Source organism: Psychrobacter sp. Pi2-52 (assembly GCF_904846705.1).
Taxonomy (GTDB): domain Bacteria; phylum Pseudomonadota; class Gammaproteobacteria; order Pseudomonadales; family Moraxellaceae; genus Psychrobacter.
In genome coordinates this window covers 50,518-73,429 of record NZ_CAJHBS010000014.1, presented here as the reverse complement: position 1 = coordinate 73,429, position 22,912 = coordinate 50,518, and the positions used below count along the sequence as shown (strand labels likewise).

Genomic DNA, 22,912 nt, shown 5'->3' with positions numbered 1-22,912 from the left:
TAAAATATCTTCCAACTCAATGACAGTTATATGGCTTAACCTTACAGAATAGTGTGCCTTGTGAGTTGACGTATCTATTGTTACTTATATGAGAAAATATACGCTAACAAATAAAACGATATAAATGATCTCATATAATGCGACTAACACTTGTCTCAAGCGAATATTATGCTAAATTAGTTGTTATAACAGATTTGTTATAGAACGTCAGTATTGTCACTATTTGTCTTATTTATGAAAACCTTGTAATGCTGTCTGCTCTATTTCTTTACTCCTACTGAGTCATATATATGCCTAAAGTATCGTCGATTACCCGTGTCCTAGAAATCATCGAAGCAGTGTCCTATGCTTCAAAACCGCTTTCTCCACTCGAGCTCTCACAAGAGCTAGATATCCCTAAACCGACCATTCATAGATTGATTCAAAACTTGGTTGATGATGGTTTTTTGACTGTTGACATTGGTGGCGGTATTATCCCTGGTAAGCGCGTGCGCAACTTGAGCGTTGAACTATGGCAACAACGACTGTTCTTTAACGAGCGACAGATGATTTTGCAAAAGCTGGTTGACGAGTTAAAAGAAACTTGCGGCATTGGTATTCCTTATCATATGAATATGATCTATACCAACCGTGCTCAGACGACCTTGCCACTACAGATTTATCTTCCTGTCGGGGCAAAGTCACCTATGTGGTGTACAGCGACTGGCAAGCTCTATCTAAGCCAACTATCTACGACTAGCCGTATGAAAATACTACAAGGGTTACCATTAGATAAGTTCACTAAGAATACGATTACTGATATCGATGCATTAAATGCCGAGCTTGATCGCATTGCTGATACTGGTATCGGCATCGATAATGAGGAGTTTATCTCTGAGATGGTCGCAGTGGCTGTACCTATCTTGGATAAAAAGCAACGCTATCTGGCCTCACTCTACTTACATGCGCCCACCATACGCGTCTCATTAGATGATTTGCTGACGCACGTACCAAGACTACAAAAAGCCGCCCAAGACGTTCAAACGCTCGTCTACGATCTGCAAAGCTAATACTATCTATTGCCCATCAAAAAAGGTCTACGCTATGATTTTAGCGTAGACCTTTTTCTTTTTAGCAAATGCATTCTCTTAATTAATGCCACCTACTAGTGATACCAAAAATTCTTAATATTAGTATATTTAAGACAATAATGAGACATCATGACGTCCGATAATACTAGAAAAATCTTTATCACCATTCTCTACAGTATGTGAGGCATATAATTCTGTTGCTTTGGCACCCATTGGCGTGTCTACTTCAGTGTCTTGAGCAGTCTGCATCGCAAGGTTTAGATCTTTTTGCATCAATTTACTCATAAAACCGCCTTGATAGCCATTACTAGAAGGCACATTCTCCATGACTTGTGGATAAGGATTATAAACTTCTAAGGTCCAGTTACGGCCTGAGCTTTGTAGCATGATATCTGATAGCACTTTAGGGTCCAAACCGTTCTTGACGCCTAGATTAATCGCCTCTGCCGTCCCTGCCATCAAGATACCTAATAGCATGTTATTACAGATTTTAGCCACTTGTCCTGCGCCGTGCTCGCCCGCATGAAAGATGTTTTTGCCCATCACGGCAAGTATTGGCTCAGCCTTAGCAAAAGCAGCAGCATCGCCACCGACGATAAAGGTCAAACTACCAGCAACTGCCCCACCTGTGCCACCAGAGACTGGCGCATCCAAGAAGTCGATGCCAAGCTTACTTGCCGCCTCTGCTACTGTCCTTGCATCAGCCGCCGCAATCGTACTACTGTCAATCACAAGCGTGCCTTTTGGTAACTCTGCGAGCAATCCATCAGAGCCACTATCGCCTAAATATACAGAATGTACATGCTGACCTGCAGGTAACATACTAATCACGACTTGAGCATTATTTGCAGCGTCTTTAGGACTTTCTGAGACACTAGCCCCTGCTTGCTTCAAGCGCTTAGTCGCTGCATCAGACAAGTCAAACACAGATAGCGCGTAACCTGCCTTTAATAAGTTCTCTGCCATTGGCGCACCCATATTACCAAGCCCAATGAAGGCGATATTTGGTTTAGAGTTATTATTATCCATCGTACTTGTATCCTTTGTACCCATCTCATCACTCCTTGATGATTTATGATGTAGCTATTGCTACATACTATTTAACAGTATTTATTAGTGAATTTTGCTTATGTCCTACTTGATAGAGTGCTTTTAGGCAGTTAGCCGACGTATCGACTACCCAAAGCGTCACTACCTAACCAACCTTCTAAAGGGTGCTCGTTTTTAGAATAAGGATTGCCAAAATGCTGATCGATATACGCCTGCCCTTCTACACTTAGACAGTCTGCCAATGAACGCGACCATTTGGGCTTTCTATCTTTATCAATTAATAATGCCCGCACGCCTTCTTTAAAATCAGGATTGGCCGCGCAATGTACTGCGACATTGGTCTCTAAATACAGTACTTGTTCGATCGATAGGTCAGTGACTTTGTGATACAACGCATAGGTTAATGCAGCCGTGACTGGGCAGCCATGCCGATAGGTTGCAACTGCTCGCTGAGTCCAACTGTCTTCTGCAAAGTCTTGGTTTAGCTGCATGAGTGCTTCATCGCTTTGTAGCAGCGCATCGATATCAGCCAGACCGCCACGGTTCATCAATTGTTGAATAGGTTGCCAATATGTCGCTAGCTTACTATCAGGCAGTTCGGCAATAGGTAGTTCAGCAAGTGCACGGCTAACAATACTATGTGCGCTATTGTCATGACACTTATTCGAACTGCTTGCGTTATCAACTGCCTGCCAGTCACTCTGTTTGAGCCGCTGAATGATGGCATCATAATCAGTACTAGCTACTGCATACTCTGCCAGATTGGCGAGTAGCGCGTCACTGCCATTGCACATCGCGCCAGTTAAACCCAAGAACAGCCCCGTCTTAGCAGGCATACGCTGCAAAAACCAACTGCCTGAAGCATCAGGGAACAGACCAATGGTGACCTCAGGCATGGCAAAACGGGTACGCTCAGTGACCAGACGATGACTGCATCCTGCCATCAGCCCCATACCGCCGCCCATGATGATACCGTCACCCCAAAGTATTAATGGTTTCGGATAAAAGTGCATTTGACGATAGAGACGATACTCGTGACTGAAAAACTCAGTAGCATAAGGGTTTGGCATTGGCGCACTGGCAGACATGCTGTCATAGAGCTTACGAATATCACCGCCCGCACAGAACGCTTTATCCCCTGCACCCTTTAACACAAGCGCCACCACTTGCTCATCCGCTTGCCACTGCTCTAACTGCGCTGAGAGCAATTGACACATATCAACGCTGAGTGCATTAAGCGATTTAGGTGTATTGAGTGTCATGACTCCAATCAAGTGCCCGCAATCTGTCGGTTCAGTATTGAACAATACAGAGGCCTCTTGCTCGGTATTGTTCGAAGAGTTTTGGGTATCGTCGGTAGCTGCTGTCATAAAAGTGACCTACAAAGTTAAAAAGTTAAATAATGTCATGAGTGTTATGACCCAAGCATTTTAAGCAATGCTTATTTGTTTTGCCAATTGGGTTGACGCTTTTCTAAAAAGGCTTGCACCCCTTCACGCTGATCCATTGTGTCAAATAGCTTAACGAAATCTTCACGCTCATGGATAAGATTTTGTGCAGGCGGTGTGTCTCTAGCCGCTTGAATCAGTGTTTTAGAATAACTGACAGCGACGGGTGATTGTTTAGCGACTTTTTTTGCCAAATCTTGAGCGGCTTGCAACCCCTCGCCTTTTGCAGTGACCTCTTCAACCAGACCGATACGCAATGCTATATCTGCATCGACGCGCTCGCCGCACAGTATCATGCGCTTAGCCCAACCTTCCCCTACTAACATAGGTAGGTTCTGTGTGCCGCCAGCACATGGCAATAATCCTACGCCTGTCTCTGGTAATGCCATCTGGGCATGCGCTTCTGCAATCCGAATATCACATGCGAGCGCACACTCAAGGCCGCCGCCCATCGCATAGCCATTGATAACAGCGATGCTGACACCGCGATAGGCAGACAATGCTTCGAACGCCTCACCAAATGCAATTGCCATGCTGATGGCACGGCCTTTATCGCCATCTGAGAAGTTGTTTAAATCTGCACCAGCTGAAAAGAACTTTTCGCCATCTCCATGCACGATTAATGCGTAAACATCGTCGTTGGCATTGAGATCTGTGATGAGCTGCTTAAGTGCTTGCAGACTGTCCATCGTCCACGTATGTGCCGGTGGGTTATTCAACGTCAACGTTGCGGTATGGCCATCAATTGATAGCTGTAGATTTGTATAATCTGTCATAAAACATCCTTGTTTCAGTAAAACGAGATAAATTAGCGTAGCTGGCTTAACCCTTCATCTTGCAAGACCTGACGTGAAATAATCACACGCATGATCTCATTGGTACCTTCCAGAATTTGATGGACACGTAAGTCTCGTACATGGCGCTCAAGCGGATACTCATTTAGATAACCATAGCCGCCGTGCAACTGCAGGGCCTCATTAGCAACATCGAAACAAAGATCTGTAGACAGACGTTTTGCCATTGCGCAGTAGGTAGACGCTTGTCCATCGTTGTTGTCAACTTTATCAGCTGCTAGATACAGCATTTGGCGTGCGGCGATGGTCTGGGTCAACATATCAGCAAGTTTAAACTGTACCGATTGTAAGCTAGCAATCGGGCTACCAAACTGGCTGCGCTCTTGCACATAACTGGTTGCGGTCTCTAACGCCGCTTGTGCCGTACCTACCGCACAAATACCGATATTAATACGACCACCATCCAGTCCTTTCATCGCGATACGAAAGCCTTGGCCTTCCTCACCTATCAGGTTTTCTACAGGGACTTTAACGTCTTTAAAACTAATCGTGCGTGTTGGCTGTGCTTTCCAGCCCATTTTATGCTCGTTTTTGCCATATTCGATACCAGCACTATTGGCGTCTACGACGAACGCTGACACGCCTTTGGGCCCAGCGCTACCAGTACGTGCCATTACTACCAATACATCGGTTGAGCCTGCGCCAGAAATGAAGGTTTTTTCACCGTTTAGTACGTAATGCTCGCCTTGCTTCTCCGCTTTGGTACGTAAGGAGGCTGCATCAGACCCTGCATTTGGTTCTGTTAGGCAATAGCTGCCAAGCCACTCACCGCTGACCATGTTGGGCAGATATTTTTTGCATAGCGTATCGCTGCCATATTCACCAATCATCCATGCGGCCATGTTATGAATACTCATATACGCTGCTACAGCCGTGTCGCCCCATGCAAGCTCTTCGAATACCATCGCTGAGTCCAGTCTTGGTAAGCCCAAGCCGTCATATTCTGGATTGGTGTATAGCCCCAAAAAGCCAAGCTCACCAGATTTTTTGATTATATCTATTGGGAAATGCGAGTTACGATCCCATTCAGCAGCATTTGGCTTTAGCTCTTTTTGCGCAAACTGCCGAGCCGTCTGGCGAAAGGCGACTTGGTCATCGGTCAATGAAAAATCCATAGGGTCATCCTTGTTCTTATAGATCAAATAGAGGGCTTAAATCTTGGATAAACGTTGATAAAAGCGCTAATAAAAAGGTTGGTCAGAGATTTTATAAGACATTAGCGCGACATGATAGCGGTATAACGATAATAAAATTGCGTTCAATAGTACCGCAAGTCGCATTATCGTCATACCTAAAACACAAAATGTCATACTGATAAAACAATGAGCTGACGATTACATTGAAATCGTTGTATTGACACCGCGGCTCGCTTCATCATCAAACCAACGTGCAGTCACTGTCTTTGTCTGAGTATAGAACTGTACGGCTTGCTTACCATAAGGACCTAAGTCACCAAGCTTGCTGCCACGTGAACCTGAGAACGAGAACATAGGTAGTGGCACAGGGATTGGCAAATTAATACCGATTTGACCAACTTGAATGTCTTGCTGGAATTTATGTGCAGCTGCCCCTGACTGAGTAAATATCGCCGTACCATTGCCATGTGGATTGGCATTCAATAGTGCAATCGCTTCGTCCAAGCTGTTAGCACGCATAATACATAGTACTGGACCAAAGATTTCTTGTTGATAAATTTGCATATCACTTGTGACATTATCAAAGATAGTTGGGCCAACGAAGTTACCTTTCTCGAACCCTTCAACGGTAATTCCGCGACCATCTAGTATCAAGCTCGCGCCCTCTTCTACCCCAGTCCCAATCAAATGCTCGACACGGGCCTTCGCAGCAGGCGAAATCAACGGCCCCAAATCTTTGTCATTTTTGCCAGCTGAGACGACCAAGCTTTCTGCTTTTGCTTTAATCTCATCAATCCACTCACCAGCTGCGCCTACTAGTACGACGACTGACAGCGCCATACAGCGCTGACCAGCTGCACCAAATGCTGCGCCTGCTAACTGATTGAGCGTTTGCTCTTTATTGGCATCTGGCAGGATAACGCCATGGTTTTTGGCACCCATCATGCACTGGGCACGCTTACCTGATTGACTGGCACGCTCATAGACGTGTTTGCCTACATGAGTAGAGCCTACAAAAGAAACCGCTTTGATATCTGGATGGTCACAGATAGCATCGACGGTTGCTTTACCACCATGTACCACATTCAGCACGCCTTCTGGTACGCCCGCTTCAATTGCTAGCTCTACCAAACGCATAGTCACCATCGGATCTTGTTCAGACGGTTTTAGGATAAATGTATTACCTGTAGCAATCGCCATTGGGAACATCCATAGCGGAATCATCGCTGGGAAGTTAAATGGCGTAATACCAGCGCAAACGCCGAGTGGCTGCCAAATGCTATAAGTATCGACCCCTGACGCAACATTTTCTACAAAGTCGCCGATTTGCAGATTGGCAATACCAGCGGCATGCTCTACTACTTCTAAACCGCGGAACACATCACCGCGTGCATCAGCAATCGTCTTTCCTTGCTCTGCGGTCAAGATTTCTGCCAACTCATCCATATGATCACGAATCAGAGACTGATACTTTAAAAAGATACGCGCACGCGTGGTGATTGGCGTTTTGCGCCATGTCTCAAACGCAGTCTGTGCGGCTGCGACAGCTTGGTTAATCTCATCATTAGTAGTTTGTGGCACTTTGGCAATGACTTCTTGCGTCGCTGGATCAGTGATATCAATCCATTCGTCGGTGTTTGATTGTACGAACTGACCATTGATAAGCTGTTGAACGTGGTGCATAAGATATCCTTATCTTTTTTGCGAGAGTACCGTGTGACGGCACCTATATATTTATTAGAAAAATAAAAGCGATGAGTGTTTGTCTGTAAAGCATTATTAAAAACTGAATTTTAAAATGATTTATTTTGTATCGTTATTGACTATAACAATAAATCATTTTTACGGTCAAGCGCTTTATCAAAATTTTTGCTAAGTTTATTTTAATAGCACGTGCTCTTATAAAAATTGTTTAAATAACAAAAACAAAAAAGCCCATGATGATTCATGAGCTTTTTGAAGTTAACCTGACTTTGATACGCGATGAACAACATCACTATTTTTGTATGAGGCTAATTTATACCAATCAATAATCTTTCATCGCCTGCTTGATCGCATCAATAGCAGTTGGGTTATCAAGCGTTGACATATCTCCTGTCGGTTGGTTTTCCGCTAGAGCACGAATTGAGCGACGTAAGATTTTACCAGAGCGAGTTTTTGGCAGTGCCTGCGGGAAGTAGATAGCAGCTGGTCGGGCAATGCCGCCCAAAGATTTGACGACAGCGCCTATCACTTGTTGCTCGATACGGAAACGGTTTTCGGTGGTTTCAATTTGCGTTTGATCTTTTAGGACACAGAATGCAATAGGTAGCTCACCTTTTAACTCGTCTTGAATACCTACTACAGCACACTCTGCCATCTCTGGATGCGTACTGATGGCCTCCTCAATCTCTTGCGTGCCTATGCGATGTCCTGCGACGTTAATCACATCATCGGTACGCCCTAAGATGTAGAAATAACCCTCTTCATCTGTCACTGCATAGTCCGAGGTTGAGTACTGCTGACCATCAAACAGACCAAAGTAGCTGCTAATAAAGCGCTCGTCGTTACGCCATACCGTGGTGAGACAACCAGGCGGTAGTGGTGCTTTAATTGCAAGCAATCCTTTTTCGCCAGCCTGACAAGGATCGCCAGTCTCCTCATTGATGACATGCGCTTCATAGCCATACATCGGGTAACCAGGTGACCCCTGCTTGTGCGGCTTATGATTGAATTTTGGTGTATGGCTCAAGATTGGCCAACCAGACTCTGTTTGCCAATAGTGATCTAAAATTGGCACGCCCAGATGCTGAGTCAACCAACTAGCCGTTGATTCATCAAGCGGCTCACCTGCCAAAAAGAACGACTTCACACTAGAGACATCGTAACGCGTCATCCAGCTTTCGTCTTGTTTTTTGAGCATGCGCACACCTGTGGGTGCGGTGAATAAAATGTTAACTTTGTTAGCTTCAACGATACGCCACCAGATACCAGGGTTTGGCATATGCGGCAAGCCCTCATACATAATACTGGTCATACCCGCCAGTAACGGCGCATAGATCGTATAAGAATGCCCGACAGCCCAACCAATATCAGATATCGCCCAGAACGTCTCGCCAGCCTTGCCGTCATAGACATAATCTATCGACGTCGTCAGCGCGACGGCATGACCACCTGTATCGCGCTGCACCCCTTTTGGTGTGCCAGTAGTACCAGAAGTATAAAGCAAATAGGATGGGGTATTTGACTCAAGCCAAACTGGCTCTACGACTGCATTGGTCTCACAGCTATGACGACGCTCGGTTGCATAATCAACATCGATCGCTTTAGTTTCAAATGGCAATATACCGCGATTGACCACCAGCACATGCTCTGGCTTGACAGTCGCTTGCTCGACGCCTTGATTGACTAGGTTTTTATAATTGACGACCTTACCGCCGCGTAGCCCTGCATCCACCGTAATGACCATTTTGGCTTCGGCATCATCCATACGGATAGCCAAGTTATGGGCGGCAAACCCACCAAACACGACTGAATGCACGGCACCAATACGCGCACAAGCCAGCATGGCGTAAGCGGCTTCTAATATCATCGGCATATAGATAATGACACGGTCACCCTTGCCAATACCGTGACGCTGTAGCACATCGGCAAAATAATTAACTTCTTTATACAAGTCATTATAAGTTAGACGACGCTTGGTATAGTCTGTATAAAACTCGACGTTATTGCCCAAATCTTTAAACGAATCAACGACCGCTGGAAAGGTTTCTATCAATTCTTGATTAATCTCTGATGACACCCACACAAAAGCATCTTGCTCTGCACGGTCTACCAGATGACGATCGACACAGTTATAACAAAGATTGGTCTCACCGCCGACAAACCATCTGGCAAAAGGCAGATTGCTGTCATCTAGAATTTGTTCAGGCTCTTTATGCCAATAGATACGCTTCGCCTGCTCAGCCCAAAACTGCTCTCGATCCGTAATAGACTCTTGATAAATATCAGCGAAGTTTGGCGTGTCTGTCATTTGGGTAGAAACTGAGGATTGGGAATGGTCGCTCATAGTAGCTGTCCTTAGCATAAACGAGAAATGAGGCAATAGTATTTTGTAGTTAAGGCACTCAATAAGTTGTCACGGTACTCACCTCGCACGGTGCACTGTCTGCGTGCAATTGGCTGTTACCAACTCTAAAATGCTTCAACTATAAAAAACCATGTCTTAGTAAATACTGGTCATCCTTGCCAGAATTAAAAAACCGATACGATATGTATCGGTTTAAAATGTAGCAGAGCCTATCGGAAAGGTCAACTATTAAGCGTGTAATACGCGCTACATTTTGACGAATACAAATATTTGAACATTTAACTAATACTAATTATATCTCAGTTTGATTGGCATACATCTCACGCATGACTTTTTTGTCATGTTTACCAACAGAGGTTTTTGGTAGCTCATCAACGAACTTAAACTGGCTTGGCACACCATACTTAGGAATGATACCGCGCTCTACCGCTTTTTCTGCAAGCGCTTTGATATCATCAGCACTAGTATCCTTAGCATTAGGCTTTAGCACCACCAAAGCCAATGGACGCTCGCCCCATTGCTTATCACGCACCCCAATCACTGACACATCGGCCACTGACGGGTGTAGTGATAAAATGGTCTCAATCTCTAGTGATGAAATCCACTCACCACCTGATTTGATCACGTCCTTTAAGCGATCGGTGATTTTGATATAGCCATCAGGACGTATGTAGGCGATGTCTTGGGTATGCATATAGCCATTTTCCCATAGCTCTTTGCCAGCATCGTCATTTTTGAGATAGCTTTGGGTCAACCAAGGCGCACGTAATACCAGCTCACCTGTATTTTCTGGCCCAGTTCCCACTGACTTGTTGCCTTCGCCCCATACCTGAGCATCGACCATAAGTACGGGTTTACCTGTCATACAACGACGGGCAATGTCTTCTTCTTCAGTCATTTCAGGCTCATCGAGACTAAAGCCCGTTAAACTAATAAGCGGCGCTGTCTCCGACATACCATAGCCTGTATAGACCTCAATGCCTTGTGCCATGGCCGTTTTGGCTAGTCCTTCGGTCAATCGTGAGCCACCAATAATCATTTTTAGACCATTAAAGCTGGCATCGCGATCTTGTGCTTCTTTGAGTACCATTTGCAAAATCGTTGGTACACAATGGGTGATACTGACCTTTTCATTGACAATTAAGTCCATCAACGTATCAGGCGCATAGCGACCTGGATAGACTTGCTTTAGACCCACCATGGTTGCTGTAAACGGAAAACCCCATGCATGCACATGGAACATTGGCGTCATCGGCATATAGACATCACCATAGCTCACGCCTTGCTTATCAGGCAGCATCCCCAAAGTTGCCGCTTCTGCTAGTGTATGTAGCACTAGCTGACGATGGCTAAAGAAAACCCCTTTTGGATCACCTGTCGTGCCTGACGTATAAAAGGTCGTCGCAATGGTATTTTCATCAAAATCTGGGAAATCAAATTCGCTATTAGCAGCTTCTAATAACGCTTCATATTCGCCTGTGACACGGCTTTGGTTGCTACCAAAGATACCTTCAGCAGTGACACCATTGTCATCAAGCCAGATAATATGCTCAATACTTGAGTTCTCGAACTGATAGTCTTTAACCAATGGCGCAAACTCAGAGTTGAGCATCAGCACTTTAGGCTTGGCATGGTTGATGGTATAAAGGATTTTTTCAGGCGATAGACGGATATTGACAGTCTGTAAAACGTACTCTGACATTGGCACGGCAAAATAAGACTCAAGATAGCGATGACTGTCCCAATCCATCACGGCAACCACATCACCTGCATCGAGCTTTAGGTCTGCCAATACATTGGCCAAGCGATTGATACGCTCAAACAGCTCTTTGTAAGTCAGGCGCTTTTTGTCCGCATACACAATCTCTTGATCTTGCGATACCGTTTTTGCACGGCTTAATAATTGCTTGACCAGTAGTGGATAATCGTAGGCAGATGGTGCACTGTGATAAATGTTTGACATAGAACTGACTTCCTTGTTTGTTGTACTTATAAGGGATAAATAACAATCAAGTTAATAGCAGCATAAAATCTACTGCGCTAACCATTTTAATTTTTATAATAACATCGTTATTGATAGTAAGAAAAAAGCGGCGCTGTGTAAAGCGGTCTTACATTAAGTATCATAAGATGGCCGACCAGACCTATGCTACATAATACAGCCAATCACTTTACCCGTACTGTGGTTTTAATCATTCCAAAACTGGCTATTAATAACGCCAGTACCTGCACAAATAATAACAACCATACGGTAAGAGACCACTGCCCTCGCGCATAAGCTATGCCACCCAGCCATGCTCCTAGCGTACCGCCTGTATAGTAGCCCATATAATATAGACCCGATGCTAATGAGCGGCCTTTTTTCACATTGACCGCGATATAGCTGATGGTCGCCGACTGCGTGATAAATACACCTGACGACATAATAGCCAGTCCTATAATCACCCCCCATAATGGCGTGACCAAAGTTAATAACAATCCAACCATAGATACGACGATAGCTACCCGTACTGTACGCGCTGAGCCGAACCGTCGTAGCAATGTCGTAGATAATGGCGTGATAATAACACCAAGCAAATATACCGCAAAAATATTGGCGAGCGCACCAGTACCAAGCTCATAAGGCTTATCTGCCAAATGTAAATTGATAAAAGTGAAGCAGCCTACAAGGGAGAACAGCACGCAAGCGCCAAGCAGACATGCTGTTACCACATAGCGATTGGTGACATGCTCACCCAGCGTCTGTATCGCTGAGCGAAAATTAGGATTGGCCACAAAGTGACGAGACGATGGTAGCATCTTGCTGACCCATATCGCGCCTAGCAAGGTCATTGCCGTCATCACATAGTAACCATGACGCCAGCCAATCAGCTCATGCAAATGCCCAAGCAAGAACCGACCCATAAAGCCGCCAAGCACGCATCCTGACACATAAAAGGACATCAGCTCAGTCATCGCCCGGCCCGCAAACTCCTCACCGATATAAGCAATCGTCACCACCGTAATACCTGGTACAGACAATCCTTGCATGAAGCGCCAAATGCCGACCCATTCAATGCTCGAGCTCTGGGCAATGAGTGCTGTTGGTATCGCTAAAAACAATAAAGCGCCAACGATAAACGACTTGCGCCCGACCGCATCTGAGAGCATGCCTAGAAATGGTGACATAATCGCAATGGCTAACACAGTGGCACCAACGATCATACCAGCCTGTACTTCGGTCGCAGCAAAGTCCACCATCATGACCGGTAGCACCGCTTGAATAGAATACACTTGCAAAAAAGCAAACATACCTATCAGGCCAATTGTGAGCTTCAATATCCACGACGTTGAATGATTGGATGTGACTGGTGGCACAGCTGTTATATCTTGAATCTGATCTTTAGAATTATTCACAGGGGATCTGACTATATTGGTTATACCATGACTGTAAATGATAACCGTCACTGGCGTGGATGGTAGAGAGGAATAAAGGTGATTTATGCTAAATGTATAAGCAAAAGCACCGTTATTAAACGATAAATGTTCATCATAATTACAAGCCAATTATGGTAGCACATTCATCAATATACTCAGGTTTAAAAGTGTTATTGCCTCTTGATAGATTCTTTATTTGGGTTCGAGATTATCGTAGAAAAACTTGACTAGGAATCACATTTCGACTTAAGACGGTAAAGACAGTTTTCGACTCACAAGGTCATGATCAACGTTACGTTTATTGCATATACAGGGTAGTATGGTCAGATGCTGTTGACGCATTTGTTAATCATTTAACTACTTTAACGATTGATAACAGTGACAGTTAACAATCACTACCTACGTCTATTTTTTCTAACCTAGAGACGTGCACGACTACACAATCTTTTAGAATACAATTTACTATGATGAAAAATATGGTGCTTTTAAAACTTATTATCGCGATGAGTACATTGGTTTTCTCTACGATGGCTGTAGCAGAAGTAACTGCGTCCGAAACTAGGGTTGAAGGTCTTAATCCAGTCGTACCGACATTTAACTCTACAAAATCACTAGCGTCAGTAGACTGTATAAAGGATGACGCTATCACTGCTACTGAGCTCACAAAAACACGTGATAACGGTCCGTTTTCTGTAAAGTCCAAGCACGTGAGTCGCCAATCAGCCAATGGCTTTGGTGGCGGTACCATACACTATCCAACGGATACTGCTAACTGTGGTCTACTAGGTGGTATCGCGGTAGTGCCAGGTTACGTGTCTTATGAATCTTCTATCAAATGGTGGGGACCGCGTTTGGCCTCTTGGGGATTTGTCGTTATTACTATTAATACTAGCTCCATTTACGATAACCCAGATAGCCGTGCTGAGCAATTGAGCGCGGCTCTCGATCATCTCATCGCTGATGAAACAGTAGGTCATATGATAGATCAAAATCGTTTGGGCGCGATTGGCTGGTCAATGGGCGGCGGCGGTGCGCTACGATTGGCAACTGAGCGCAGTACGGTGCAAGCCATCATTGCACAAACGCCCTATCACGATACGAGCTATGGTGCGATGAATACGCCTGCTCTATTCATCGCTTGTGAAAATGACCGTATCGCCCCGAATAAAAAATATACCAATACTTTTTATCAAAAAGCTGACGGTCCAAAAATGAAGGTCGAGATTAACAACGGCAGTCATTTCTGTGCCAGTCATCGTTTTAACGAAAAGCTATTGAGCAAGCCTGCTATCGCATGGATGCAGCGTTATATTAATGGTGATACCCGTTTCGATAAATTCTTATGTGGCAATGACAGCTACAAAGACGATACTCGTATCTCAGCCTATGATTACGAAGACTGTTTATAAGCTATTTTTTAATCTACTTACGAAAGGAAGAACAGCTTTCACTGTTAATGATGACATTTGAATAACAACTCTTTTTTATTTTTACACATTTACATTGCTTCTATCTTTTTTAGTACAGACTTTACTGCCATAAAAATTAATAATCATATAGTCAATCCTTTATAGATTGGATACGGTGTCAGGCTCGCTTAGTCTACAACTTGTAGTACTTTCACTCGCCTTCCTTGTATCCAAATTATATTGAACCGACTATAGGGTGCTACAAACAAGTAAGATGATTGAATAAATGCACAATTAAGGAGCAATATTGATGACTGATGAAATGTATGATTTGGGCGCAGGGTTCTGGAGTATTCGAGGATCATTTATCAAAAACGGTATCCTTGATATTGGTGTCCAGTGTGCGCTCATAAGACTACCATCAGGTCGATTTATATTCTTAGATAGCTATACATTAACTGGCGATGTGCGTCAGCAAGTCATGGCATTGACCAATGACGGTCAAAATGTCGAAGCTGTCCTCAATGTTCATCCGTTTCATACAGTACACTGTGCTCGAATGGCCAAAGACTTTCCGCAAGCCACATTCTATGGCAGTAGCCGACATCCGAAACAAGTACCTGAAGTTAATTGGGCAGACGACTTGGTCGAAAGCGATGCCGTTGCTGCGCGCTACCCTGAAATCAAATTCTCTATACCTCAAGGCATCCATTACATCTCACCTGACGAGACGGTGCATGCCAGCTCCTTATTGGTCTATCATCCTGCTAGCCAAAGCATCTATATCGATGATACCTTTGAGATACCCCCTTCCAAGTTAATAAATGCCGTGCAGCCTAACCTAGGCTTACACCCTACTACCAAAAAAGCGCTCAAAGCTGAGCCAAACGCAGCTAAGCACTATTGTGATTGGGCAGTAGAGCTGGCACACAAATGGCGTGATGGTCGTCATTTTTGCGGTGCCCACTCAGGATTGGTTGTATTTGATGAAGGTCAATTTGAGTCAGCACTTATATCAGCGATTGATCTGGCTCGCCCTGAGCTTGAGAAGGCATAAAAACAAACATAAAGGTGTAAAGAGTTAGAACACATACTACTAAAACAACTCGAAAAACAAAGTTTACGGTGAAAAAGTAGCTTCGTTTTATTTACATATTTTATTTAATTAACTAGACGAGGAAAATTATAAATGACTGATCACATTCATGATTTAGGCGCAGGATTTTGGAACATACGCGGAACATTCCGTCTCGGTGGTGTGTTAAACATTGGCACTCAATGCTCTCTGATCAAACTACCATCAGGGAAATTTATCTTTTTGGACAGTTACGCCCTAACGGGTGATGTTCGAGATGAGGTCATGGCACTCACTAACAATGGTCAAGATGTCGAAGCGGTGCTGAACGTACATCCTTTTCATACAGTCAGCTGTGCTCAAATGGCCAAAGACTTCCCGCAAGCCACCTTTTATGGCAGTAGCCGTCATCATAAAAAAGTACCAGAAATCGATTGGGCAGATGACTTGGTTGAAAGTGACGCAGTCGCTGCACGCTATCCTGAGCTTAAGTTTTCAATATCAGAGGGCATTTATTATATCTCGCCCAATGAGATGATTCATGCAGGTTCTTTATTGGCTTATCATCCTGCCAGTCAAAGCTTACACGTAGATGATACTTTTATGAGTCCACCAACGAAGCTATTAGAAGCTGTATTACCTGAGCTAATACTGCATCCTACGACCAAAAAAGCCCTGAAAAACGAGCCGAACGCTGGCGCGCAATACTGCGACTGGGCGACCAATTTGGCTCATGAATGGCGTGACGTACGCAATTTCTGTGCTGCGCATTCTTATCTTGTTCAGTTCAAAGAAGGTGGGTTTGAGAAAGCACTGGTGAAAGCCGTTAAGAAAGCACGTCCAAAACTAGAAAACGCCTAACTTTTCACACCTTAGGCAAACATCTTTGCTAAACATAAAAATGGGTCGCTATTACTGTATTTACTAATGTAGCGACCCATTTTTTGAGCCAGTAACTTTATAAAACATGCGATGATCGAAACTTATTATCGAAACAGCAAAGTAGCCAACTCATCTTCATTGTTAATAATATCTGCTAACGTATAACGCTCAAGCACATTGATAAATGCGGTGAGCGCTTCAAAAAACACGCTTTTTAGCTGACAGGCTGGACTAATCACGCAGCCTAGTGATTTATTCTTTTTTTCCTCAATAAATGTCACTGGCAAATTCGCCTGATGAACATCCTGCTCGCTATCATTGCGGGTCGCTGGTACGGCAAAGCACTCAACCAAATTGAAATCAGGCTCTATCTGTTTGATCAATACGCCTAAATTGATATCTTTAGGCGCACGTGCCAATCGTATGCCACCGTTTTTGCCGCGCACACTTTCGATATAACCCAGTTGGCCCAGCTGATGAATAATCTTGGTCAAATGACTTTTAGAAATACCATAGCTGTCAGCGATATCGCTAATATTAGCCAATAATGATGGATCTGGTTTCACAGCCAAATAGATCAATGAGCGTAGCGCGTAGTCACTATAGTTGGTCAGTCGCATGTACTTGCGCTCCTATTTTTATAAATTTTATATATTAAGCTAGGGCGTGTCATCAATTAGATTATGAGCATTAAAATAAGATAAATTGATGCTAAATAAGGAAAAGTTCGCAGTGAATATGAACATATTGACAAGAACTTTGACACAGTTTAGCGAAAATTTAGCCATTTTAAGGCTATAAATTGCATCAATGTGCTAATTGATGACACGCCCTAGACAAAGTAAGTCGTATTTTTGGTAATAACATTTAGACATAGCATTTGGAAACAGTATCGTTAGCCTGCTTTAACCAAATAAACCATCAGGCCGAGGACGTGCCAGCATAGGCAGATAACTGATGCAAAATAGCACAAAACACACAATCCAAGCACTTTGCGCCATCATAATCCACATTAGGTAATGACTCATATCTACTAGCGGTAGTAGTACGCGGCTGATAAATACTAAGACCATCAAGCCATACATAACGCTTACCGTTTTTGGCGGTTGATGAATACTGCGACCTGTATGTCCCAGAGATACTCTAGTCATCATGGCTAACGTCATCATACCAACACCAGCGATCGCCAGTCCATGCATAGCGATGCTGTGCGGATAACCGAGCCAAGGCTGTAGTGCATACAATAAGAAACTCAAACACATGCCTAAAAACGCAATATACAACGACCAAAGTAATGGTTTTTGCCAAATACCGTGATGATACCACCCTATCAGACGTACGATATTAATCACTGCTACGCCAAGTGCAGTAACCGTCAGCAGATATTTATTTGGGTAAAATACATCACTAATAAAAAAGGCGAAGAAAAACACTAAGCTTGCGATATCTTGTGTATTACTATTACGTAGTTTAACGGGTTCTGAATTTTCTATACCCATACTAAGACCACGTTCGATAAAAAATGGTACTACGCGGCGGCCAATAGTCAGCACCAAACCGATAATCAAGTAGAACCCAAGATAAATACCTATCTTAGTTGTATTCATATCAGCATTAATAATGCCCCAATAGCAGAGTCCGTTGCCAAAGAACAGCAGGGCCAGTTTTGCCAAGATACCCATTTGCTTATATTGTTTAACTTGCCATACTGCTCGACATACTACATATGCCATCGAGGCGACAAATACTACATCAAAAATGGCTGCTATATATAGCCACGAGATACTATCACCTATGAGCGTCATGCCAAGCCCAAAACCTAACCAGCTCAGACGTGCCAGCAACCAACAGATAAAGATACCTAGCAATTTATAACCATGCGGCATCATCACCCCTGTCCATGTCTTGACCGCGGTTAGCAAGAACCCGGCTACCACTGCTAGGGCATAACCATACACCATTTCATGGCCGTGCCAGTATAACGGGTTCAAAACCTGTGCATCGATATCCGTGTGACCAGTGAACACAAACGCCCATAGCAGCATCGTTACTACGGCAAATAGCGCAGCAGCACTAAAAAATATGCGAAAGCTTAAATTAAGGATAGGATGCGGAGAGCTTGGTGGTTTTCTAGGTAACTTGATAGATTGCATAGCCATCTTCTTAAAGAATATAGATGGCTTTAATTATAACATTCATTTTAAATGAACTTTATTAATTTTTAGTCTAACTATCAAATATTTTACTCATCGAAGTGCTACGCTTGCGGAAATCTCTGAAATAAATTTCCCAATTATAAAAATAGAGAAATCAGGCTGGCTGTTCTTTAGCTATTATTTAGACATGACTTAGTCAATACCACTTACAACTGTAATACCGCGATGACTAACGATATGACCACTATCGCCGTGACATACTGCCTAATTTTAAAATATGTGTGACTGATAATCTGCGCTTGATGAAGGCTATAATCAATAACCAACAGACTTATAAACCCAATCACTAATAGCCAAATAAAACTGCTGGCTGATAAGATTAAAAACCCAAGCCAAAGGCCAAGCGCAATGACATTGCTATATAATGGAAGCCTAACTGCCCACTTATTGTCTTCAGCTAAATCTAAATGATTACCCCAATGCGCACCTGCCATAAATGAGCCAATCACTAGTCCATAAGCACTCAATACATCGAGTACTGAACCAAGCATAGGCACGGTAACAACGTCTATCATCAGCAAAAATGCACAGGCGACAAACGGAATAGCACCTGCAAAAGTTAAATAAGGACTGGGCTTTTTCATTGTTTAAACCTATCTTATAATTAATCTAATAATAGTTGTCACTTGTTGAGTGGGAGTTTTCAACATACATTAGTCACTCTTTTGAGTGTTGCCTTGCCACTGACGGATAAACTCACCATTTGGATCGTATTGCTGGGTTTGCTTGTCGAGATTAAACTGCCTGCATCCTCTTGGGTCAGCACCCACGCCTGCCAGATATTGCCAATTGCCCCAATTACTGCCGACATCGTAGTCGATAAGTTGTTGCTCAAAGTAAGCTGCCCCGTAACGCCAATCAAGGCCTAGCTCATGAATAAAGCAACTGGCAACCAGTTGTCGTCCACGATTCGACATATAACCTGTCGCGTTCAATTGGTTCATGCATGCGTTGACGATAGGATATTGTGTTGTACCATTTTTCCATTGTGCTAACAGATTTTCGTCCAATTGAGTTGAAGGTGCGTGCTGAGCGATGCCCTTAAACCAAAATAACTTTTGCTGGTGGGTCACGGCGTACCAATAAAAATACTCACGCCACAGCAGCTCAAACCATATCCAATAGGTAGAGTCATTTGCGATAATATCGCGCTCATAGCGACGTAGACGATTTAATATCGTGTTTACAGACAGTGAGCCGTTTGCAAGCCATGCGGAGAACTTTGTGGAATGCGCCCACTCATCTAGCGCGTTTCGGGTAGTTTTATAAGTGCTGGGCGCATCGGAATCGAAATAGGCATCTAAGTGCTCGAGGCCATTTAACTCACCACCTCTAAAACTGGATGGCTGCTGTGATGGCTTATCACGCCCTGCCTGATTAGACCACTGAAATTCAAAAAAGTACTCGTTCCTACTCAACATATTGTCAAGCAATGGAGCAAGTGTTTCTGGCGTTGGAGAAATGGCTATATCTTTTTCTGCATGTAGCAAATCGTAACCAATTTCGATTTGTTTACGAAACTGCGTAAAACTTTTGGGTAAGCTTTCTAGCGGTAACTCGTCAAACAAAGTAGCCGTTGTTTGAATGTGCCACTGTATCTCTGGATATTTCGCCTGTAGAAGGTCATATACTTTGTTTTGATTATAATCTGCCGTCTGGCTGATGCAGATATCTGTCACTTGTTGCTGCGCTATTAGATCACTCAACTGAGTAAAGACGTCCAATGTTTCATCGTCTTTCTGTAAATACAGCAACCTATTACCACGCTGTATCAGTGACGCATTTAAATCAGCTAGGCTATCATGCAAAAACTGCTGACGAGCTTGCCCCATAGCCTCATAATGATAGGCATCGTAATGGTCTTTATCGTCTAATATATCTGTCAACGATAACGCATAAACTAGCAACAAGTTACCTTTAGTAGATATTTCAGATGCTTTTAATAGAGTGGCATTGTCGGCTACCCGCAAGTCATTGTGAAATAGCACCAACGTGACATTTCTGTTCTCTGAGTTGTTCGCTGCTTGATTTGACATACCCTATCCTTCTGGCTGTTTAGCGCTTATCTATTATTTTTAATATTTAGTCTTTAATCTTGAAATATCATATACGATGTAAAACATACTTAGCATTCAACTATGATGCGAGCCTAATACTTGTAAGGCAATGCGCTCAGCCCCAGAAACTACTTATAAGCGTTGACTCTCATATGTCTGACTGCTTAAATGGCTTACCTCTAGGAGAACACCATGACTCAAAATAATACTACGACTGAAGAAAATAAATCAGATGAAAAGCGTAAACTTATCAATCGATTTTTGATGAGATTGACAAAAGATCAGCCTCAAATGTATTACGCGACTACCTCTGAGATATCGCGGAGTATTCATACGATGATAAAAGAGCACACCAACCGCCTGTCGGTAGAAGAACAAGCACTGGTAAGACGAATGACTATGGAAGAGATTGAAGGGTTACTTGGTTTTCATGCCAGATAAGAGATTGACCAACTTCAAATACGTCATTATCAGCAAGTTGCCAAATGACACAAAAAAAAGACCGCTATCAAAGCGGTCTTTTTTATTAACTATTAGCATTCTATTTTAGGAAAATTAGAACGGATATTCACGTGGCTCATTTTGCATTGAGATCCAATGTGTTCTAGTGAACTCTTCTAGTACCCACTCACCGTTGAAGCGACCAATACCTGAGTTTTTCTCACCACCGAATGGCGTATTGCTTTCATCATTGACTGAGATGTCATTGATATGGGTCATGCCAGCTCTGATACCCCGAGCGAAACGTAGACCTTTTTGCATATCAGCAGTGAATACCGCGCTAGACAGACCATACATAGAATCATTGGCAATCGATAGCGCATCGTCTTCGTCTTTAGCACGGATGATACCAACCAATGGTCCAAACACTTCATTGCGTGATAGATCCATTTCGCGAGTCACTTCGGTAAAGATGTGCGGCGGTACGACTTGGCCGTCGATCTCGCCACTGAGTATCATTTTTGCGCCTTCTTCCTGCGCTTTAGCGATTTTTTCTTTGAGCGATTTAACTTGTTTTTCGTTGATAATTGGGCCAACAGCGGTATCTTGCTTATTAGGGTCGCCGACGTTCAATGTTTTAACATGCGCTAAGAAACGCTCCACGAAATCATCATATATCTCGTCTTCTACGATGACTCTGTTAATCGCGATACAGATTTGACCTTGATGCAAGAATTTACCAAAGGCAGCCGCTTTTACGGCTTGCTCGATATCAGCATCTTTTAGTACAACAAATGGACTGTTACCGCCCAATTCAAGCGCTACTTGTTTGATGTATTCACCACCATTTGCCAACTCACCGATATGTTTGCCCACAGAGGTCGAACCCGTGAACGACACTAGACTTGGCGCTTTGTGTTCAACGATTGCATCGCCTATCTCACTTCCTGAGCCGACCACGACGTTTAATAGACCTTTTGGAAGACCTGCTTCTTCAAACACTTTTGCAAGTAACAGACCACCTGTCACTGGCGTATCACTAGCAGGCTTGAGTACTACGGCGTTACCAAGTGCTAAGGCAGGCGCGATAGAGCGCTGCGTTAAATGTAGTGGGAAGTTCCATGGGCTAATAACAGCGACAACGCCGATTGGCTCACGATAAATGAAGTTTTCTTTACCAGGAGTATTCGATGGACGAATCTCACCATGGACACGGTTAGGGAATGTCGCTGCTTCAAGGGTAATCGCGCGCGTTGCACCGAACTCGACCATGGCTTTGATACGAGTACTGCCCGACTCTTTGATTAGCCAATCGACGATTTCTTCTTGGCGCTGATCGAGTATATTTACGACTTTATACAACACTGCGGCACGCGCTGCTGGTGTCTGCTTGGCCCACGCTTCTTGAGCTTGGGTCGCCGCATCATAGGCTTCGTTCAACTGTTCTTTGGTCGCTTGCTGGATCTCTACAAGCGTATCACCGTTATATGGGTTGGTATTGGTGTTGGTACTATCGTCTTTACCGGTTTGCCATTCACCAGCGATGAACTGTAAATGGAAATCACTATATGTACTCGTAGTATTGGTTGACATAATCATCCTTATTTTTAATTTGTTATGTTAAGTATTGGTTTTCGATTATTAAAATAAAATTATTAAGTCGGCGATATCTTAATGAGAAAATATCTGGCAAGAAGTAAGTCTGAAATCGTTACTGAGCTATCAATCAATAGTTATCAATTAAAAAGAGCTCTAATGAAAAATGATCTTTAGCAATAAATACTAACG

18 protein-coding genes are annotated in these 22,912 nt (G+C 43.5%); 5 read left to right on the top strand and 13 right to left on the bottom strand.

The genetic code is table 11. The annotated features are described in order from the left end of the window. The first annotated feature begins 290 nt into the window (after positions 1–290). Complete coding sequence (locus tag JMY00_RS08915) at positions 291–1,049, top strand: IclR family transcriptional regulator (RefSeq protein ID WP_201571702.1); 759 nt, start codon at positions 291–293, stop codon at positions 1,047–1,049. Between the two features lie 129 nt (positions 1,050–1,178). Here JMY00_RS08915 and mmsB read toward each other — a convergent pair whose 3' ends face one another. From mmsB to JMY00_RS08875, 8 genes are all read right to left on the bottom strand, one after another. Continuing rightward, positions 1,179–2,123, bottom strand: coding sequence for a 3-hydroxyisobutyrate dehydrogenase (mmsB, locus tag JMY00_RS08910; RefSeq protein WP_201579910.1), 945 nt, complete (start codon positions 2,121–2,123; stop codon positions 1,179–1,181). A gap of 107 nt (positions 2,124–2,230) precedes the next feature. After that, positions 2,231–3,490 carry an enoyl-CoA hydratase/isomerase family protein gene (locus JMY00_RS08905; protein WP_201579909.1) on the bottom strand — a complete coding sequence of 420 codons (1,260 nt, stop codon included), beginning with the start codon at positions 3,488–3,490 and terminating at the stop codon, positions 2,231–2,233. Positions 3,491–3,561: 71 nt separating this feature from the next. After that, positions 3,562–4,344: an enoyl-CoA hydratase gene (locus tag JMY00_RS08900; protein ID WP_201579908.1), complete on the bottom strand. Its 783-nt coding sequence runs from the start codon at positions 4,342–4,344 to the stop codon at positions 3,562–3,564. 32 nt (positions 4,345–4,376) lie between these two features. Further along, positions 4,377–5,537, bottom strand: coding sequence for an acyl-CoA dehydrogenase family protein (locus JMY00_RS08895; protein WP_201571697.1), 1,161 nt, complete (start codon positions 5,535–5,537; stop codon positions 4,377–4,379). A gap of 219 nt (positions 5,538–5,756) precedes the next feature. Continuing rightward, positions 5,757–7,241, bottom strand: a complete 1,485-nt coding sequence (locus tag JMY00_RS08890; protein ID WP_179798924.1) for a CoA-acylating methylmalonate-semialdehyde dehydrogenase — start codon at positions 7,239–7,241, stop codon at positions 5,757–5,759. 343 nt (positions 7,242–7,584) lie between these two features. Then, entirely contained in the window at positions 7,585–9,606 is a 2,022-nt protein-coding gene (locus tag JMY00_RS08885) for a propionate--CoA ligase (RefSeq protein WP_201579907.1), read from the bottom strand. Between the two features lie 313 nt (positions 9,607–9,919). Further along, positions 9,920–11,590, bottom strand: coding sequence for a fatty acid--CoA ligase (locus JMY00_RS08880; RefSeq protein WP_201579906.1), 1,671 nt, complete (start codon positions 11,588–11,590; stop codon positions 9,920–9,922). 203 nt (positions 11,591–11,793) lie between these two features. Beyond that, positions 11,794–12,948 (bottom strand): MFS transporter, encoded by a 1,155-nt coding sequence (locus JMY00_RS08875; RefSeq protein WP_277350417.1) that lies wholly within the window; start codon positions 12,946–12,948, stop codon positions 11,794–11,796. A gap of 572 nt (positions 12,949–13,520) precedes the next feature. On the opposite strand from JMY00_RS08875, the gene JMY00_RS08870 reads away from it, so the two are divergent. From JMY00_RS08870 to JMY00_RS08860, 3 genes are all read left to right on the top strand, one after another. Further along, positions 13,521–14,453 (top strand): dienelactone hydrolase family protein, encoded by a 933-nt coding sequence (locus JMY00_RS08870; RefSeq protein ID WP_201579905.1) that lies wholly within the window; start codon positions 13,521–13,523, stop codon positions 14,451–14,453. Between the two features lie 310 nt (positions 14,454–14,763). Continuing rightward, the gene (locus tag JMY00_RS08865) at positions 14,764–15,510 is read left to right on the top strand and encodes a hypothetical protein (RefSeq protein ID WP_201579904.1); all 747 of its coding nucleotides are present in this window, start codon (positions 14,764–14,766) and stop codon (positions 15,508–15,510) included. A gap of 132 nt (positions 15,511–15,642) precedes the next feature. After that, positions 15,643–16,389, top strand: coding sequence for a hypothetical protein (locus JMY00_RS08860; protein ID WP_201579903.1), 747 nt, complete (start codon positions 15,643–15,645; stop codon positions 16,387–16,389). A gap of 125 nt (positions 16,390–16,514) precedes the next feature. Here JMY00_RS08860 and JMY00_RS08855 read toward each other — a convergent pair whose 3' ends face one another. From JMY00_RS08855 to JMY00_RS08840, 4 genes are all read right to left on the bottom strand, one after another. Beyond that, positions 16,515–17,030, bottom strand: coding sequence for an Rrf2 family transcriptional regulator (locus JMY00_RS08855; protein WP_201579902.1), 516 nt, complete (start codon positions 17,028–17,030; stop codon positions 16,515–16,517). A gap of 285 nt (positions 17,031–17,315) precedes the next feature. Beyond that, complete coding sequence (locus JMY00_RS08850) at positions 17,316–18,563, bottom strand: NnrS family protein (protein WP_201579901.1); 1,248 nt, start codon at positions 18,561–18,563, stop codon at positions 17,316–17,318. Between the two features lie 209 nt (positions 18,564–18,772). Next, a complete protein-coding gene (locus JMY00_RS08845; RefSeq protein WP_201579900.1) occupies positions 18,773–19,210 on the bottom strand; it encodes a DUF3429 domain-containing protein in 438 nt (145 codons plus the stop codon). Positions 19,211–19,279: 69 nt separating this feature from the next. After that, positions 19,280–20,662 carry a DASH family cryptochrome gene (locus JMY00_RS08840; RefSeq protein WP_201579899.1) on the bottom strand — a complete coding sequence of 461 codons (1,383 nt, stop codon included), beginning with the start codon at positions 20,660–20,662 and terminating at the stop codon, positions 19,280–19,282. A 213-nt stretch (positions 20,663–20,875) separates the two neighbouring features. Here JMY00_RS08840 and JMY00_RS08835 point away from each other — a divergent pair, with 213 nt between their 5' ends. Beyond that, positions 20,876–21,124: a hypothetical protein gene (locus tag JMY00_RS08835; RefSeq protein ID WP_201579898.1), complete on the top strand. Its 249-nt coding sequence runs from the start codon at positions 20,876–20,878 to the stop codon at positions 21,122–21,124. A gap of 114 nt (positions 21,125–21,238) precedes the next feature. Here the strand turns inward: JMY00_RS08835 and JMY00_RS08830 are convergent, their stop codons facing one another. After that, positions 21,239–22,717 (bottom strand): aldehyde dehydrogenase family protein, encoded by a 1,479-nt coding sequence (locus JMY00_RS08830; protein WP_201579897.1) that lies wholly within the window; start codon positions 22,715–22,717, stop codon positions 21,239–21,241. Positions 22,718–22,912: the final 195 nt, after the last annotated feature.